This window comes from Streptomyces sp. NPDC058001, from assembly GCF_042886315.1.
In the GTDB taxonomy this organism is placed as follows: domain Bacteria; phylum Actinomycetota; class Actinomycetes; order Streptomycetales; family Streptomycetaceae; genus Streptomyces.
In genome coordinates this window covers 269,556-286,488 of sequence record NZ_JBHVQT010000005.1, presented here as the reverse complement: position 1 = coordinate 286,488, position 16,933 = coordinate 269,556, and the positions used below count along the sequence as shown (strand labels likewise).

11 protein-coding genes and 2 pseudogenes are annotated in these 16,933 nt (G+C 69.1%); 9 read left to right on the top strand and 4 right to left on the bottom strand.

Translation table 11 applies throughout. The annotated features are described in order from the left end of the window. Positions 1-84: 84 nt before the first annotated feature. The 6 genes from ACFVT5_RS14020 to ACFVT5_RS13995 are packed head-to-tail and all read left to right on the top strand — an operon-like array spanning position 85 to position 9,698. On the top strand, positions 85-1,350 hold the full coding sequence (locus ACFVT5_RS14020; RefSeq protein WP_389885979.1) for an enolase C-terminal domain-like protein: 1,266 nt from the start codon (positions 85-87) through the stop codon (positions 1,348-1,350). A 45-nt stretch (positions 1,351-1,395) separates the two neighbouring features. After that, positions 1,396-2,778: an ABC transporter substrate-binding protein gene (locus ACFVT5_RS14015; RefSeq protein WP_389885976.1), complete on the top strand. Its 1,383-nt coding sequence runs from the start codon at positions 1,396-1,398 to the stop codon at positions 2,776-2,778. Positions 2,779-2,806: 28 nt separating this feature from the next. Then, positions 2,807-3,709, top strand: coding sequence for a carbohydrate ABC transporter permease (locus ACFVT5_RS14010; RefSeq protein ID WP_389885973.1), 903 nt, complete (start codon positions 2,807-2,809; stop codon positions 3,707-3,709). After that, positions 3,706-4,650 (top strand): carbohydrate ABC transporter permease, encoded by a 945-nt coding sequence (locus tag ACFVT5_RS14005; protein ID WP_389885970.1) that lies wholly within the window; start codon positions 3,706-3,708, stop codon positions 4,648-4,650. The genes ACFVT5_RS14010 and ACFVT5_RS14005 overlap by 4 nt, the downstream gene beginning before the upstream one ends. Next, positions 4,647-8,819, top strand: a complete 4,173-nt coding sequence (locus tag ACFVT5_RS14000; RefSeq protein ID WP_389885967.1) for a hypothetical protein — start codon at positions 4,647-4,649, stop codon at positions 8,817-8,819. The genes ACFVT5_RS14005 and ACFVT5_RS14000 overlap by 4 nt, the downstream gene beginning before the upstream one ends. 18 nt (positions 8,820-8,837) lie before the next feature. Then, entirely contained in the window at positions 8,838-9,698 is an 861-nt protein-coding gene (locus ACFVT5_RS13995) for an NAD-dependent epimerase/dehydratase family protein (RefSeq protein ID WP_389885964.1), read from the top strand. A gap of 18 nt (positions 9,699-9,716) precedes the next feature. Here the strand turns inward: ACFVT5_RS13995 and ACFVT5_RS13990 are convergent, their stop codons facing one another. Both ACFVT5_RS13990 and ACFVT5_RS13985 read right to left on the bottom strand, forming a co-directional pair. Next, positions 9,717-10,379: an alpha/beta hydrolase gene (locus tag ACFVT5_RS13990; protein ID WP_389885961.1), complete on the bottom strand. Its 663-nt coding sequence runs from the start codon at positions 10,377-10,379 to the stop codon at positions 9,717-9,719. A gap of 49 nt (positions 10,380-10,428) precedes the next feature. Beyond that, positions 10,429-12,618 carry a hypothetical protein gene (locus ACFVT5_RS13985; protein WP_389885958.1) on the bottom strand — a complete coding sequence of 730 codons (2,190 nt, stop codon included), beginning with the start codon at positions 12,616-12,618 and terminating at the stop codon, positions 10,429-10,431. Positions 12,619-12,848: 230 nt separating this feature from the next. Here ACFVT5_RS13985 and ACFVT5_RS13980 point away from each other — a divergent pair, with 230 nt between their 5' ends. Further along, complete coding sequence (locus ACFVT5_RS13980; protein ID WP_389885955.1) at positions 12,849-13,877, top strand: LacI family DNA-binding transcriptional regulator; 1,029 nt, start codon at positions 12,849-12,851, stop codon at positions 13,875-13,877. Positions 13,878-13,936: 59 nt separating this feature from the next. Here ACFVT5_RS13980 and ACFVT5_RS13975 read toward each other — a convergent pair whose 3' ends face one another. Beyond that, a complete protein-coding gene (locus tag ACFVT5_RS13975) occupies positions 13,937-14,416 on the bottom strand; it encodes a hypothetical protein (protein ID WP_389885952.1) in 480 nt (159 codons plus the stop codon). A 168-nt stretch (positions 14,417-14,584) separates the two neighbouring features. Continuing rightward, positions 14,585-15,202, bottom strand: a complete 618-nt coding sequence (locus ACFVT5_RS13970; protein WP_389885949.1) for a GNAT family N-acetyltransferase — start codon at positions 15,200-15,202, stop codon at positions 14,585-14,587. 157 nt (positions 15,203-15,359) lie between these two features. Here ACFVT5_RS13970 and ACFVT5_RS13965 point away from each other — a divergent pair. Further along, positions 15,360-15,666, top strand: a pseudogene (locus ACFVT5_RS13965) (IS1182 family transposase); the annotation flags it as partial. A 317-nt stretch (positions 15,667-15,983) separates the two neighbouring features. Then, positions 15,984-16,827, top strand: a pseudogene (locus tag ACFVT5_RS13960) (IS5 family transposase). Positions 16,828-16,933: the final 106 nt, after the last annotated feature.

Below are 16,933 nucleotides of genomic sequence, written 5' to 3'. Positions count from 1 at the left end.
GGCGGAGATCTGCCCGGCCGGGCACCCGTCCCTTGCCCCTTGCCCCGCGCCGCCCCTCAACCGATCAGACAAGGAGCCGCAGCCGTGACCAGCGTCGCAGGCACCCCTGCCGCACCGCCATGGGCGGATGCGACGGGCCTCCGCATCACCGGCGTGCGGGCGGTGCTCACCGCCCCCGCCGACCACACGCTCGTCGTGGTCCGTGTAGACACCAGCGAGCCGGGCCTGTACGGCCTGGGCTGCGCGACGTTCACCCAGCGCGCCGCGGCGGTCGCCACCGTGGTCGACGAGTACCTGGCGCCCCAGCTCATCGGCCGCGACCCGGCCGACATCACCGACATCACCGCCACGCTGCACGTCAGCGGCTACTGGCGGTCCGGCCCCGTCCTCAACAACGCACTGTCCGGGGTGGACATGGCGCTGTGGGACATCAAGGGCAAGCAGACCGGATTGCCGGTCTGGCAACTGCTGGGCGGACGCTGCCGGACCGCCGTACCGCTGTACGCCCATGCCGCGGGCCGCGACGCCCGGGAAGTGGCCGACGAGGTACGGCAGTTGACGTCCGACGGCTACCGGCACGTGCGGTGCCAGGTCGCCGTGCCGGGAGCCGGTACGTACGGGGCACCCGGCGCCGCGGCTCCGCCCGGTTCCCGACCCCCGTTGACCGCGAACGCGTGGGATCCGGCCGCGTACCGGCGCACCGTCGTCTCGCTCTTCGCGCATCTGCGCACGGAGTTGGGCGAGGAGGTCGAGCTGATCCACGACGTGCACGAGCGGGTCCATCCGACCGACGCCGTCGGACTCGCCAAGGACCTCGAACCGTTCCACCTGTTCTATCTGGAGGACCCGGTGGCTCCGGAGGACATCGGGTGGCTGCGCCGGATACGCGACCGGTGCGGCACCCCGATCGCCATCGGCGAGCTGTTCACCAACCCCGCCGAGTACCGTCCGCTGCTCGCCGACGGGCTGTGCGACTTCATCCGCGTGCATGTCTCGGCGATCGGCGGCATCACCCCGGCCTGGCGGCTGGCCACCGCGTGCGACCTGTTCGGGATCCGGACCGCCTGGCACGGACCGGGTGACGTCTCGCCGATCGGGCACGCGGCGAACCTCGCCCTGGACCTCGCGAGCCCCAACTTCGGCATCCAGGAACAGCACCTGTTCGCACCGCGGTTGCGGGAGGTGTTCCCGGGCTGCCCCGAGATCCGCGACGGCCATCTGTGGCCGAGCGACCGACCCGGCCTCGGCATCGACTTCGACGAGCGGTTGGCGCTGCGGTTCCCGCCCCGGCGCCTCGGTCACGCCTGGGCACCGCCGCGCCGGGCCGACGGCGCTCTGCAACGCCCCTGATCCGTACTCCGACCCGCACCCCGACCCCAAGAAGGAGCAACCTCCATGCACAGTCGTGCCAGCACGCGTCCCGCACCGGCGAGACGGCGCACCAGAGCGATGCCGCTGATCGCCGCCCTCGCGGCCGGGTGTCTCCTCTCCGGCCTCACCGCCTGCTCCGGCGACCCGGCGTCCTCCGCCGGGAACGTCACCCTGACCATCGGCGAGTGGTCCAACCCGGGGGCGATCGGGTTCACCGAGGAACTCAACGCCGCGTTCGAGAAGGAGCACCCGGGTGTGACGGTCAAGCTCCAGCAGGCGCCGACCGCCAACGGGGCATGGCAGCAGTTGACCAGCAGCATGCTGCAGTCCAAGTCGGTCGACGTGCTTGCCCAGTTCGCACCCACCCAACAGGGCTTCGCGCCGTCGTACACCAATCTGAAGCCGGGCGGTTCGGCGGCGTTGGTCGCATCGGGCCAGCTGGTCGATCTCAAGGACCAGCCGTTCATGAAGAACTACGACCTGGACCGGCAGCAGGGCGCCGTCGGATACAAGGACGGGATCTACGGTGTGATGGCCGCGGAGTACGTGTCCGCCGGCGCCGTCTGGTACAAGAAGGACCTCCTCGCCAAGCACGGCATCGAGGTGCCGGAGACATTGCAGGAGTTCCTCGACGCCTGCGCGAAGCTGAAGGACAAGGGAGTCACCCCCATCTTCGCCGCGGCGAAGGAGGGCATGCAGGGCGGTGTCTGGCAGGGCATCATGAACCAGACGCTGATGGCGGGCCGCCCCGCCACGGACTCGGTGAAGGTGTCCAGCGACCGGGCCGCCGCGTTCTGGCAGAAGAAGCAGTCCTGGGCCGATCCGGTCTACAAGAAGATCTCCGAGCAGTACCAGAAGGTCGTGCAGTACCTGGAGCCCGGCGCGACGGGAGTCGCCCAGCAGACCGCGCCCGGTGTGTGGGCCAGCAAGCCCGACGACTTCCCGTTCCTGCTGGACGGTTCCTGGGACGGCGCGGCGATTCAGCAGGCGAACCCGAAGCTGAATCTGGGCTTCTTCATGCTGCCCGGCACCGACGACCGGGCCGCCAACCGGGTGGCCGTCAAACCGGACCTGACCTGGGTGGTGCCGAAGAGCGCGCCGCAGCGCGAACTGGCCTTGGAATGGCTGGAGTTCTTCTCCCGCCCGGAGAACTACAAGAAGTGGCTCACCTCGACCGGCTCGCTGTCCACCCAGCCGGCGGTGAAGAACACCGGACTGCCCTGGATGGACTGGCTGAACTCGCACATGACCGACTCGTTCCAGCTGCTGACCGTCCCATGGGCGCCGGTCGGCGCCTCGCTCGACGCCGCCGGGCCCGACCTGTCCAAGATGGCGCCGGTCGGCAGAGAGAGCGTGGACACCGTCCTCAACCGCTCCGCCCGCGCCTACCGGACCGCCGTCCAGTAGTCCGACACCACGGTGGAAGGAGGGCGGCGTGTCACGCTGCTTGTTCGGCACTCCACGGACCCGGCGGTTCATTCCCTGGGCGAGTGTCGCGATACCCGGACTGGGGTGGCTGCTGTTCGGGCTGTACCCGTCACTGGCGACCATCGGGTATTCGTTCACCCAGTACTCCGGTCTGCCAGGCACACCGCTCAACTTCTGCGGCATGTGCAACTATTCGACCGCGTTCACCGGGCTGTCCTCCGAGGTGTGGGGCGCGGTGAAGGTCACGCTCATCTACGTGGCGGGTGTGACGATCGCCCAGAACGCCATCGGCATCGGCCTTGCGCTGCTGCTCAACCGGCGGGGCCGCTCCTACGCCGTGTACCGGGCGCTCATCTTCATGCCGCAGATCTTCTCGGTCGCGGTCGTGGGGGCGATCTTCGCGCTGATCTTCGACCCGTTCTCCGGCCCGACGGGGCAGATCCTGCATGACGTCTTCGGGATCTCCAGCGCCTTCTTCGGCTCCGACCGACTGGCGCTGCCCCTGGTGATGCTCGTCAACGTCTGGATGTTCTCCGGGTACTCGATGCTCATCTACATCGCCGGGCTGCGCAACATACCGTCCGAGGTGTACGAGGCGGCTTCGATGGACGGCGCGGGACGCTGGCGCACGTTCCGCAGCGTCACCTTCCCGCTGCTCGCGCCGGCCTTCACGGTGAACATGTTCCTGACCGTGGTGGGTGCGCTCGGCGAGTACGCGCTGATCCTGGTGCTGACCGGGGGGAACTTCGGCACGAAGACGCTGGGTATCTACATGTTCAACTCGGCGTTCCTCAGCGGGACCAGTCAGCTCGGGTTCGGTTCGATGCTGGCGATGCTCCAGTTCTTCCTCACCCTGGTGCTCGGCGGCGGCGCGCTGTGGGCCCTGCGACGCCGGGAGGTGGCACTGTGACGACCTCGACCCTGCCGAAGGACCACGCCCAGGCCCCGGCCGTACCCCCTCCCCAACAGAGGCGTGCCGCTCGGGAGTTGCTGCGCGGCGCCCGTACGAACGTGGTGTGCTTCCTCATCTCGGTGCTGCTGTTCGCGGCTCCGCTGATCTATCTGTTGGTGCAGGCTTTCAAGACCTACCCGGGCTTCCTCCAGGACCCCACCGGACTGCCGGGCACCTGGACGATGCAGAACTTCACCGACGCGTGGCAGCAGGGCGACTTCGGCCGCCAGATGATCAACAGCCTTGTCTACTCGGTGATTCCGACCGCGATCACCCTCGTACTCGGGGTCTTCCTCGCCTTCCCCATCTCCCGCGGCTACTTCAAGCACTCGAACGCGCTCTACACGTTCTTCATCTTCTCCGGCTTCCTGCCCGGCGGCCTGATCCCGCTGTTCATCGAGGCCCGCACGCTGCACCTGTACAACAGCATGCCCGGCTACCTCGTACTGACCAGCATGTCGGGCGCGGGGTTCTTCTTCTTCGTCGGGTACATCAAGGGAATACCCCGCGAGCTGGACGAGGCGGCGGTGCTGGACGGCTGCGGCTACATCCGGTTCATCTTCACCATGATCATCCCGCAGATGAAGCCGGCCCTCGCCACCTTCGGCATCTTCGGCTTCGTCTCCTCCTGGAACAACCTCATCCTGCCGCTCGTCATGCTCTCCGACAGCGCGTTGTGGCCGGTCACCCGTGGCCTCTACTCGTTCTTCGGCGAGCACACCCAGAACTGGCCGCTGGTGGCCGCCGGCACGTTCATCGTGGCGGCGCCGATCCTGGTGCTGTTCATCCTGCTCCAGCGCCACCTCGTCGAGGGTGTCGCGGGCGGGGCGAGCCTGGGCAGCAGGGGCATCGTGCCGCGCGGCTCCGGGGCCGGCGAACCGTCGGGCGGTGCGAAGTGAACGACCCGTTCCCGCCCGGCCGCCGGACCGCATGGCAGCCGGGCCGGGCCGGCGTCACGTTCCGGCTGCGCGACCCGATCGGTCATCCCGAGTTCGCGTGGCCGAGGACGCTGCTGCACTGGGCGGTGCACTGGCCCGTGCCGGCGGTACCGGCCCGGCGGCTGCGCCTGGTCGACGCCACGGGCACGCCGGTGCCGTTCCAACTGTCCGAGGTACGTGTCGACGGCGCCGGACTGCTGCGTGACGCGGTGGTCGGCTTCTTCGCCGGACTGGCGCCCGGCCAGTCCCACGCGTTCAGGTTGTGCGCCGACGAGTCGGTCCCGGTGGCGGACGTCGTCGACCCGGTGACCGTCGTGCACGGTGAGGACGGCATCGTGGTGGACGCCGGGCCGATCCGCGTACTGCTTCCCCGGTCCCACCGGCCCGGCGCACGGCCCGCTCCGGGCCCGATCCTCGCGGTGGACCGCGGCCACGGCTGGGTGGGCCGGTCCGTGCTGGTCGGCGAACAGGCCCCGGTGGAGCGGATCGACGTACGCGAGGTGGAGGCCGGGCCGCTCGTCGTCGCCCACGAAATCAGCTATTTGTTCGTCGGCGGCGGCAGGTACACCGCGACCGTGCGCTGTGTGCAGGGGTACGACTTCATCGAGTTGACGGAGCGGATGCACGACGGCCGGCTCGCCCCCGCATGGGACATGTACATGGACGGGTTCTCGCCGACGCACCGGTTCTCCTCGACCTGGCCCTACTCGCAGGACGCGGCCGACCACCTCGACCCCGGCTCGCCGGAGACCTACCGGTGGCCGGGCATCACCGACCCGCTGCTGGTCGCCGACAGCGGCGAGGATCCGGCCTTCTCCGGACCCGGCCGACCCGAGGTACCGCACGAGGAGATGGCGTTCAGCGTCGGCCCGTACGCGCCCTCGTACGCCTGGGACATCCGTCCGCACGCGACGTTCTGGGACGTGCGCACCGGAGACGCCGCAGGTGTGTTCGTCCGCGACCCCGCCCGCTGGGACGACCACCGCTACGCCTCCTGGGCCTCCGCCCGGGACCTCCAGATCCGCTTCCGGTACCGCGACGGGGTGCTGCGCTGGCGGTGGCCGCTGCGTACCGGCACCCGGCGCACCGCGATCGTCTTCTACGACCACGAACGCGACCGGGAGGTGCTTCGCGGGCAGCGCCGACACGCGCAGGCACTCTCAGCGCGCTACGACATCGACCCCGAGGCTGCCCTGCGAGCCACCTGCTACCAGTCCACACATGTGCGCCACCTCCACCACTGGCACAGCACGTTGGACCTCGACCGGGTCAAGGACTGGGTACTCGGTTACGACGGGGGGCGCCCGGCCCCGTTGTGCGTCACCGGCGAGATCTCCACCGGGCGGCAGTTGCTCACCGCTCTGTTCGCCGGACCCGAGGGCCCGCGACTGATCGCACACGGTGTGAACGACGTCGCCGGCTATCTCAACATCGGCCAACGGCCGCTCTACGACCGGCTGCTGGACGGCTACGACCGGCTGCGCGGCGAGCTGCACCCGGAGCAGGCGGCCCAGGTCGACGCCCTGCTGCTGTTGACCGCGTACGTCTCGGCCGGCGAGGAGATCGGGCCGATGCGGCGGATGTTCGGCGGCCATCCCAATTTCATGTCGGACGGCAAGGCGGCGCTCGCCTGCCTGGCCTGGCTGTACCCCGAGCATCCGGCGGCCGGCGACTGGCTCGACCAGTTCGAGACGTTCCTGCGGCTGGCCGGGGTTTTCAACGTCCGGCCCGCGCTGCCCGCCAAGCAGGCCAGACCCGGCCGGTGGACGGAGAGTCTCGCCACCTATGTGTGGGCGTTCCTGCGCCCGGCAACCCTCGGCAACGCGCTGGGTATCCGCGCCGACGGCCGTAACCGGCTCTGCACCCCCCACTTCGCGGCCCTGGGCGAGTGGCTGGTCGACGCGCTGACCGCACCGGTGATGACCGCCCCCGTACCGGACGAGCACGCGTCGGCCACCGCCCCCGGCACGCTCCGCACGCACCCGCCGCAGGGCGCGCACGCCGGCTCGCCGCGTCGGCCGCCCATCGAAATGCGGCTGCTCGGCGACCAGTTGCGCCATTACCGCCCGCTCGTCGCCGAACACCTGCTGTGGGCGTGCGACGCCGCGGGGCACCGATTGGACCAGCCGCGCGGCGCCGCCGACCCGTGGCGGGTGCTGCATCCACCGGCCGGGGACCGGGGCACCAACCCGCGCCTGGGCAGCACCAAATACACCGGGTACGGGATCACTCTGCGTGCCGACGTCGGCAGGCCCACGGAGGTGTCGGTGCACCTCCAGCAGACCGACCGCGGCCCCAACTACCGCTGGGGCATCGCGGACGAGAACGGCAGCGGGCACCTGTACTACTACGCACGCGGGCGCGCCTACAGCGGACACGGCCGGGAGGACGCCGGGGACCGACGCGCACCGGACGCCTCCTTCGTCACCTCCTGCGGCATCTGGCGCGCCGGGGCGATCCGGTCACTCGGCCCGAACACCCTGGACCGCCCGCACTACGACCTGGACACCGCGCAGTACGCCGAGATCACCCCCGCTCCGGACAGCCCGGTGTACGGCCACTACCTCGGCCGCAGCGTCATCCTGGTCGGCAGCGACTACCTCGTCGTCCACGATGCGGTCGCGGCCCCCCAGCGGATGGTGTGGACATGGGCCACGCTGACGGAACCCACCGGCGGTGACGCCAACAGTTTCGACCACCTCAGCGACCGGATGCCCTTCGTCCATGTGGTGCGCGGGGTACGCACCGACGGCGCGGACGGCGGCGACTTCCGGACCCCGGTCTCCCGAGGGATACGCCTGGAGGGCCCGACCGACTCCCCCACCGGCAGCACGCTGGCGATCGTCAGCCACCGCGACGACCTCACGGTCGACCCGCAGCACCGCACGCCCTGGGGCGCTCGGATCATCACCCCTGACAGCGTGGATCACGTGTTCCGGCACGAGCCCGGCCACCATGAGCCGACCACGCTCGACGTCACGCTCGGTGTCACAGGCGGCGGTCCATTCGGTGCCGCCGGGGCCGGGCTGCGCTTCCAGGGCACCGCCGGGGTGATCCGCCTGCGGCACGACGGCGAGCGCCAGTTGGCGCTCTTCCACGGCACCGCGATCGGCACCGGCGACATACTCCTGACCACCGGCGACCCGGATCTGGGCATCAGCGCGCGCTACCGGTCGGACGGACACAAGTGCCACGGCACCTACCGTGCCCCGGCCGACACCACGCTGACCGTGCAGGTGCCGGCCGGCCTGCACGGTGCCGTTTTCCACCTCGATGGCGCGCCCGTACGGCCGCTGCGCGAGACTCCCGACGAGGTGACGGTGGCACTGCCGCAGGGGCGGCACCGATGGGAACTCACCGCGCTCACACCCCGCCCCGTCGCCGCCGAGGTACTGCGCACGGTGAACGCGAGTGGCGCCGCCGAGGTGCACTTCACACCGGTTCCGGCGGCCGAGGAGTACTTGGTCCAGCTCAGCGAGGACGGCGGCGACACATGGCGCACGGCCGCGACCGCCCGCACCAGCCCGTACCGGCTGACCGGCCTGGCCGACGGGCGGAAGCTGCACATACGGATCGTCGCCACCAACTCCCGGCACCAGGCTCCGCCCGGCGCGGACTACCCGCTGTACGTCACCGCCGCCCCACCCGCCCCGCCGGACGGACTCGCCCTGCGGCCGGGATCCGGCGGGATCGAGCTGAGCTGGGGCGAGACACTCGGCGCGAGCGGGTACCGGGTGCTGCGCCGCGGCAGTGGCGAGACCGAATACCGCGAGATCTTCGCCGGTCTCGCCTTCTCGTACGTCGACCATGAGGCGTCGTACCCCGAACGCAGAGCGCCTTCGGTGACAACTCCGGGCGAGGAACGCGACGACGGGCGCGAGGATCCTCCGGCGGTTACCGGTCACGAGTACGCGGTGGCCGCGGAGAACGGCAACGGCGTCGGCCCACCCGGCACACCTGTGCCGGCCGATCCGCGCGGCTGGCGACACTGGCGCCCGCCGGTGCCGCTCGTCTTCCGCCGCCGCCACAGCTACCACGAGCCGCCCTATCTGGCCGACTTGGCGACTCCCGAGCACTACGACGGGCAGGAAGAGCCGCCCGACCTGCCGGCCATTTCCCGTCATCCGTAGCAGCAGGGGGTTCCTGTCATGCCCGAGCCGTCAGCACCCGAACCGTCAGTACCCGAACTGTCGGTGCCCGCGCCGAATCGGCGCATCCTGCTCACCGGCGCCGCCGGGCGCATCGGCACTGTGCTGCGGTCCGGACTCGCCTGCCCGGAGCGGGTGTTGCGGCTGCTTGATGTCGCCCCGCTGGCGCCGGCGGCTCCGGACGAACGGGTGGAGATCGTGCAGGCGTCGTTCACCGACCCGGACGCCATCCGCGACGCCTGCCGGGACGTCGACGCGGTGGTCCATTTCGGTGGGTGCAGCGGCGAGGCGTCCTGGGAAACGATCCGCGCCGTGAACGTGGACGGCACTCAACAGGTCCTGGCAGCCGCCGCAGAGACGGGCATCAGGCGGGTGGTCCTGGCCGGAAGCATCCACGCGGCCGGCTTCCGCACCCGCGACGAGACAGTGAACGGCCCCTTGCCCGCCGACAGTTCGGCTCGTCCGGACACCTTCTACGGGGTGAGCAAGGCCGCGGTAGAAGCGTTGGGCAGCCTGTACCACTCGCGGTTCGGCATCGACGTGACATGCCTGCGCATCGGGGCGTTCCGACCGCGCCCAGCGGCACCCGAGGATCTGGCCGCGTGGCTGTCTCCGGCGGATGCGGTACGGCTGGTCGAGGCATGTCTGCGGGTCGAACCGGCCGGATTCCGCGTCCTGTGGGGCATCTCCGCCAACACCCGCCGATGGTGGTCGTCGGCCGAGGCGGAGGCGATCGGGTACCGCCCGCAGGACGACGCCGAACGGTACGCGGCGCAGATCCCGGCCGTCGGTGACGCCGACTTCGCCGCACTGCGCTCCCACCGGGTCGGTGCGAGCTTCTGCACGATGCCCCTCGGCTGAGCGGGGTCCGACGTCGGGTCACCCGGAGGTGCCGTCCCCCTCCGCGGCATCCCGGGCGACACCCATCCCTGCCAACCACCGTGCGCACAGCCCCGTCCACGCACCGACCGACGTGTCGTCCTGGGCCAGCCCGAGCCCGTGCCTGCCGTGCGGGAAGACATGCAGCTCGTGCGGTACGCCATGCGCCGCCAGAGCCCCGGCCAGCCGGTAGCTGTGCTCGACCGGGACGGCCTGGTCGTCCGAGCTGTGCCAGACGAAGAACGGCGGCGCGTGCGGTGTGACCAATTCCTCCAGCGACGCCTGTCGGCGCTGTGCCGGCGTCGCTTCGGCACCGAGCAGGTTCACCCGCGACCCGGAGTGGTGCTCGGTCAGCATCGAGACGACCGGATAACACAGCACCGCGAGATCCGGCCGCTCCTCAGGCCGCGCGTCCGGTGCCAGTGCCGTGTATCCGGCGAGATGACCGCCCGCCGAGAAGCCGAGCACGCCGATCCGCCGCACGCCGCGCCTTCGCAGCCCGGCGATCTCCGCCCGCACCGCCTCCACCGGTCCGGGATGGCGTACCGGCACCGGATATCGCAGCACGTCAGCGGTGACGCCGAGCGACGCGAGCCAGTCGGCCACGGGTTCGGCCTCGTGTGCCGCGTGCATCTCGTAGCCACCGCCAGGGAGGACGATCATATGAAGCGGCGTGAGCGCGGGCTTGTGCACAGTTCCGTCATCCCATTCTCTAAGGGGTCCAGCGGTACAGCAGCACCTTGTTGAAGAGATCCTCCTCGACATTGACCATGTACTCGCCAGTGGAGCGCTGGACCGCGGAGATGCCGTACGGGATGTCGACCCACCCGGTGCGTTCGACTCCGCCGACGACGTCGCCGGGGAGCCAACTGCCCACGAGGCTTCCGTCGGCTGCCTTGAAGGCCCACACCTGGCCACGGGTCTGGACACCGGCGGTGAAGATGTAGTCGCCGGCCCACGCGAGGCTCACCATCGCCACCATCGGTGTCGACGTGGTGTCCCAGGGGAGGACGATGGTCCAGGTCGGGGTCCGGTTGCCGGTACTCCACTTGTCATAGCGGGCCAGGACCTTGCCGCACTCCTTCCAGTGGGCGTTGTCGAATACCTGATCAGGCGTGTAGCCGCACATATACATGACGTCCTTGCTCACGTCGTAGTGCAGACGGCGGACGCGGTTGAACGGCGCGGGCAGGGGGATCGTCACCCGGCTCGCGTAGTCGTAGATCGGGTTGCCCTGGGAGTCGAAGCCCTTCAGGGGATAGCGGCGCAGATCGCGGTCGCCGCCCTCCCAGATGTCGCCATTGGTGTCGACGAACCAGACCCAGCAGTTGCCCGGAGAGTTCAGGCCCGTGCCCGGCTGGAGGTATTCGCCCGCCTCGAACGCGCCGTTCCCGCTCATGTCGCGCCAGATCCACTCGCCCTGCGCCGGCTGGTACGGCGGCCAGGTGGGGTCGTCGCCGACCCAGCGCTGTTTGAAGATGGCCCCGGAAGGCTTGGCGATCTCGCCCTCGAAGCGGTAGATGAGCATCTGTGAGCAGTACATACCGGTGATGTACATGTACAGGGAGCCGTTCAAGCGCCGCAGGAACGGGGACGTGGCGCCGTGCGAGTGCCCGGTCAGGAACAGGCGTGCGTCCTGGGGGTACTTGACCGAGTCGAGGGAGTAGCCGCGCCAGGCCACGTCGCGTCCCGGTGGCTTCGTGACGTCGATGCGGTAATGGCACTGCTTGGTGTAGACGTCCAGCCCGTCGGACTGCGGGTCGAAGTCGGCGGCGTCGACGAAGGCGCTGCCCTGAAGCTGCCAGACCGTGTTACCGAGGGAGTCGAACTTGCGCAGCCACGTTCCGAACTCGCCCAGGGCGACATAGACGTTGCCCGCCGAGTCACCGCCGACGCCGGTGATGCCGAAGAACTTGTCGGCGATGTTCCGGCCCGGCGTCCCCGCCCCGATGCCGCCGGCCTGACCCAGGCTCCGTGAGAGTACCGGCGTCCCGGACAGGTTGCCGTAGGTGTGCACCTGGCGGAGCGGGCCGTTGTCGCCGACCAGGAGGTCTCCGTGGACGTCGATCGCCAGGGAGGTCGGGATCCAGGCGTTCGAGGGCCCGTTGATGGTTCCCGACAACGCGCTTCCCGTGTTGGAGAAGTGCCGGATCCGCGCCGGGTTCGCGGGATCGACGTGCCAGAAATGCCCGTCGTTCGTGTCGCGAGTGATGTTCTCGACGACCCAGATGTCACCACCCGAACCGATCGCGACCGCTCCCGGTCGGTTGACGCTCCAACTCCGCAGGAGTGCTCCGGTGGCCGCGTCGAAGACCTTCACCTGGTTGGCGGCCCGGTCCGTGGCCACCACCTGCGTCTCCGAAGCCGCGGCGGCGGCCGGCGGGCTGCCCACGTTGAACGTCAGCGACGTACCTGCCCCGTTCAGGCCGAAACGCGTCAGTCCGTTGCCGACGGACAGATAGGCGTAGGACTTGTTGACGGCGACCGCGTCTCCGTTGGCTCCCTTGCAGTTTCCGACGAGGTGGCCGTCCTTGTAGATGCCCGCGTAGTTGCCGCCCTCGTCCCAGAAGCTGACGGTGTAGACCGTGCCGTCGGCGGCGACGGCGATGTTGAAGACGAAGTCCTGCACCCACTCCGTGGCCCCGGAGAACGTGTTGCCGGTCCAGGAGGTGACGACATTCGACAAGCCTGCGGCCGGGGCAACAGCGGTCGCCCGCCCGGCGAGAGCTTCCGGCACGCCGCCGCTCGGTGCTGCCGCGGCCGGGGTGGCGCTCACCGCGGACAAGGTTCCGCTCAGTCCCGCGGCGATCGCCACATTCGTGCCCAGGACCAGCGCCTGACGACGAGTCAGACCGCCCGTCCGGGGTGACGGTGTGTTCGGTTCCGACGTCCTGTCACTCATGATCGGCATCCTCTGTTCCGTGAGCCTGGCCCGGTCGGTCGGACGTCAAGTGCCGTGAGTGACCGGTCACTTGACAGCCTTGAAGCTAGAGCCGTCCGATCGGTGCGTCAATCCGTTGTACGGCTTTCAGTACGTGCGGACGGGCCGTACGATGCGACCAAAAGTGAAGTGAACGGTCATCTTCATCCATCCTGTTTCCATCCTGCTTCCATCCAAGAGGGGGTTCTCGCGTGTCCGATCGGCCGACTCTGCGTACCGTCGCGGCCCAGGCGGAGGTCTCCCATCAGACGGTCTCCCGGGTGGTGAACGGCGATCCGACGGTCACTGATGGCGTCCGGGCGAGGGTGCTTGAGGCGATGCGCCTGCTCGACTACCGCCCGAGCGCGGGTGCCCGAGCGCTGGCGAGTGGACGTACCGAAATCGTGGGAGTCGTTCTTCCGCACAATCCAGACTTCGCGTTCTCCAACGATCACCTGATCCGCCTGATGGCGGGCGCGGACGGCGAATTGGCCGCTCGCGGTTACGGCCTGCTGCTGTCCACCCGCGAGGTGCCGGACGACGCGGGCTCGGCCCACCGTCGTTTCATCCGGCGGCGCGTGGTCGACGGACTGCTGGTGGAGGCCGGGGCGGGTGGGGAGGCGCTGTCCGTCCTTCGGTCGGCCGGCTGTCCCCTGGTGGTGATGGGCCATACCGATGACGACCTGATCTGTGTCCACCCTGATGACGAGGGCGGCGCCTACGCGGTCGCCCAGCATCTGCTCGCCCTGGGCCATCGCCGGATCGGCGTCGTCAACGGCCCGGTGGAGAACCGGCTCGCCATGGCCGCCCGGTTGCGGGGGGTACGCCGTGCCTTCGCCGATGCGCGCCGTGAGTTCTCCGACGAGCTGGTGGAGTACGGCGACTTCACCGCCGAATCCGGCTTCAGGGCGGGCGGCCGGCTGATGGCGCGGGCCGAAGCGCCAACCGCGATCTTCGCTTTCAACGACGGTATGGCGTTCGGTGTGACGCGCTGGTTGAGGGAGCACGGACGAGGCGTTCCGGGGGACGTCTCGGTCGCGGGATTCGACGACACATCGGCTGCGGAACTCGTCGATCCGCCGCTGACCAGTGTCAGTCCGCACAGTGTCGAGGTGGGCCGAAGCGCCGCCCGGATCCTGCTCGACCTTCTGGACGGACGGCTTCCGGCACAGCGCGAGAACGTGATGCCCAGCACGTTGAAGGTTCGCGCCTCGACGGCACCACCGCCCATGCCGACGTGACCGAAGCACGGGAAAGGTTGGTGAGTTCAGTCAGCGCGCCGCCGTGCCGGGGTGCCGACTTACCCGCCCATTCCGAAGGGCAGACCTTTATGCCCGCTGCCCAGTGAACGCCGTATGGCGTTGACCAGCTTCACCTGCGCTTGGGCGGGTGCCTGCCTGGCCTGTTCGAACTCTTCCGAACTCAGCGGATCACGCAGCGGGTTGCGTTCACCTCGCTCCACCTGGTCCAGGAAGGAGCTGATGGCACGGCCGAAGTTGTCCATTTCGGCCGCGACTTGCGAGGGAGCGACCAGGCTTACGCGCATCAGGGCCGCGCTCCACTCCCCCCAGTCGTAGTCATAACGGCGCTGGTCTGCATGCGCTCGCCTGAGTTCCATCGTGAACTTGGCGTAGTGGCTGAACATCGCCTGGTAGGCGGCAAGTTGCTGATCCCGCGTCCACTGACGATCTTGAGCACGGCGCGTGACGATACCGCCGACCAGCACACCCGCTGTGGCGGACAGCGCACCGGCGGCCGTTGTCACCAGCGTGTCCAGCATCAAACCCCCTGAGGCCCCGCCGTCCCAACCCTTCCGCTCCTCCGCACTCGGCGGCCGACCCATCCTCAGTTACGAACAGGTCGGCAGTTGTTCAGCGGCGAGGGCTTTGCCCAGCTACCGTGACGTGTCGCTCGCCTGTCCGGTGGTCGGGCTGTCGTATGCCATCGGTCACTCCGTGGGATCGGTCGGTTCAGGGTCGGTGGCCAGGCGCGCGTGCAGGTGCTCGTCGTGGTACGCCCCGTCGCCGAAGCGGTGTGAGTCACGCAGGGTGCCTTCGGGGAGGTAGCCGCAGCGGTTGGCCACCCGGCAGGACGCTTCGTTGCTGACTGCGTGGGCGATCTCGATCCGGCGGGCATCGGCCGTCCGGAAGGCCCAACTGGTGACCGCCCTTGTCGCCCGGGTGGCCACGCCTCCTCCGCGGGCGGTCGGCAGCGTCCAGTAGCCGATCATCGCCAGGCCGTCCGCACGATCGACCCAGCGCACGGTGACGCTGCCCAGCAGGGCGCCTTCACCAGCGGTCAGCACGGCGAAGGAGGCGCTGGCACCGCGGTCCCAGCCTCCATCGCGAGAATCCAGCCATGCCAGGGCGTCGCTGCGGTCGGCTGTCGCGAGAGGGTTCCAGAGGGCGATCAGCGGGTCCGCCGCGGCGGCTATCAGACCGTCCAGCATCTTGTCCGGCTCGGTGGTCTCCCGGCCCCACGGGTGCAGCAGCACATCACCCAGGTCGAGCGTGGTCCGTAGGAAGGTTCGCTGATCGGCGGGGTTCTGGAGGGCGGAGATACTCATGGCGCCCTTCCTACCCGGCCGTCAGGCATATCGCCAGTCATTTCCGGTGGCCACAGGCCGGGCTGAGAGCAGCGCGAGCTCATCCCGTGCTCGGCTACCCGCCTGCGTTTCGTGATCATTCATGCGCGATAACGCCGGTATGCATGGTGGGGACGGGCTGTTCGAGACCGAGCCGGTTGAGAAAAGGCAACCGCAAGGCAGTGGGGCGGCGGTGGGCAGGACGTTCAGGGCGTTCGACCCGCACCAGGTCCTGCTGCTGCCACCGTCACTGGACGACTGACTGCCCCAGGACCACTTGGCCCGGTTCGTAGCCGACCTGGTCGACGAGGTACTGGACCCGGGACCTGGCGGACTACACCGGCAAGTGCGGCTACCCGCCATGCGAAGCACGGCTGATGCTGCGGCTACACCACCGCACCCGTTGCTCTGGCTCACGACGAGTTGTCCCACGCTCTGCGGCAGACGGCCGCGTCAGAGGCTGTCTGTCCTGGGTCTTCTCTGAGCCGCCTTCGGGATCCGAACCCAAGACCTACGCATTACAAGTCCCGGCGAGATCGTCCTGATAGATGCCAGACACTGACGCCGTATCTTGTTTTGCCTGATCAGACGGCCACCGCACCTGCGGGATGTGACACCTGATCCAGCGGATGCCACCCCATCCGCTCACGCGGTAAGCCCTTAGAACTCGCGCAGATAGGCTCGATGGGTCAGCTCGGAAGGAGAAGAGGAACAGGGCCTGGTAATCATGGAGTTGCGACGCTCTGTGATCACCGGGAGGGCTGTGCCTGCCTTGCCATCATGGCTGACCGAACCCCTGTGGGACCAATTCGCGGCACTGCTGCCACAGCGGCCCGGCTACGATCCAACCCACCCGCTGGGCTGCCACCGCACGCGCATCAGCGACCGGACCATCTACGACAAGCTGCTGCAACTCCTGCGCTTCGGTTGCTCCTACGAAGCCCTGGCGGACACCACCTGCTCGGCCACCACGATTCGCAACCGCCGTGACGAGTGGATCCGGCTCGGCGTCTTCGCCCGGCTCCGGCACATCGCTCTGGAGGCGCACGACCGCATCGTCGGCCTCGTTCTGGACCAGATCGCCATCGACGGGTCGATCACCAAGGCACCCGGAGGCGGAGGAGCCGCTAGACGCTCGCCGGTCGGCCGTGGCAAACAGGGCCTCAAACGCTCGGCGATGACTGACAGGTACGGCATCCCGCTGGGCCGCGTCCAGGGTCGGGGCGAACAGCCGCGACTCGCCGCTGCTCGCCCCGACCCTGTACCTTCTGGACGGCCTGGGCCCGCTGCCCGACGACATCTCCGTGTACCTCGACGCCGGCTACGACTCGGGCAAGACCCGCATCACCCTCGACGAACGCGGACTGCGCGGCTGGATCGTACACAGGGGCGAGAAGGCTCCCGTCCAGGCCACCGGGCGCTGGCACGTAGAGCGCACCCGCGCCTGGCAGAACGCCTTCCATCGACTCGCACGCTGCTACGAACGCCGGATCGACGTCATCAACGCCTTCTTCGACCTCACGGATGCCGTCATCACCGTGCGTAGCCTCGTTCGCCGCGCCTTGACCACTCACCGCTGGGACGACCGCTCCACCCGGCGACCATGACCCGCACCCATCTGCGCGAGTTCTCTCCAACTCCAGCGAAGCACCAGAAGCACCAGAAGCACCAAAGGAGAACGGGCTCTGTCCCTTGAGCTACGAGGGCCTCTTG

Coding starts and splice junctions, on each gene's coding strand:
- ACFVT5_RS13995 (WP_389885964.1), top strand. CDS start 8,838: ATGCCCGAGCCGTCAGCACCCGAACCGTCAGTACCCGAACTGTCGGTG.
- ACFVT5_RS13985 (WP_389885958.1), bottom strand. CDS start 12,618: ATGAGTGACAGGACGTCGGAACCGAACACACCGTCACCCCGGACGGGC.
- ACFVT5_RS13975 (WP_389885952.1), bottom strand. CDS start 14,416: ATGCTGGACACGCTGGTGACAACGGCCGCCGGTGCGCTGTCCGCCACA.
- ACFVT5_RS14015 (WP_389885976.1), top strand. CDS start 1,396: ATGCACAGTCGTGCCAGCACGCGTCCCGCACCGGCGAGACGGCGCACC.
- ACFVT5_RS13990 (WP_389885961.1), bottom strand. CDS start 10,379: ATGATCGTCCTCCCTGGCGGTGGCTACGAGATGCACGCGGCACACGAG.
- ACFVT5_RS13970 (WP_389885949.1), bottom strand. CDS start 15,202: ATGAGTATCTCCGCCCTCCAGAACCCCGCCGATCAGCGAACCTTCCTA.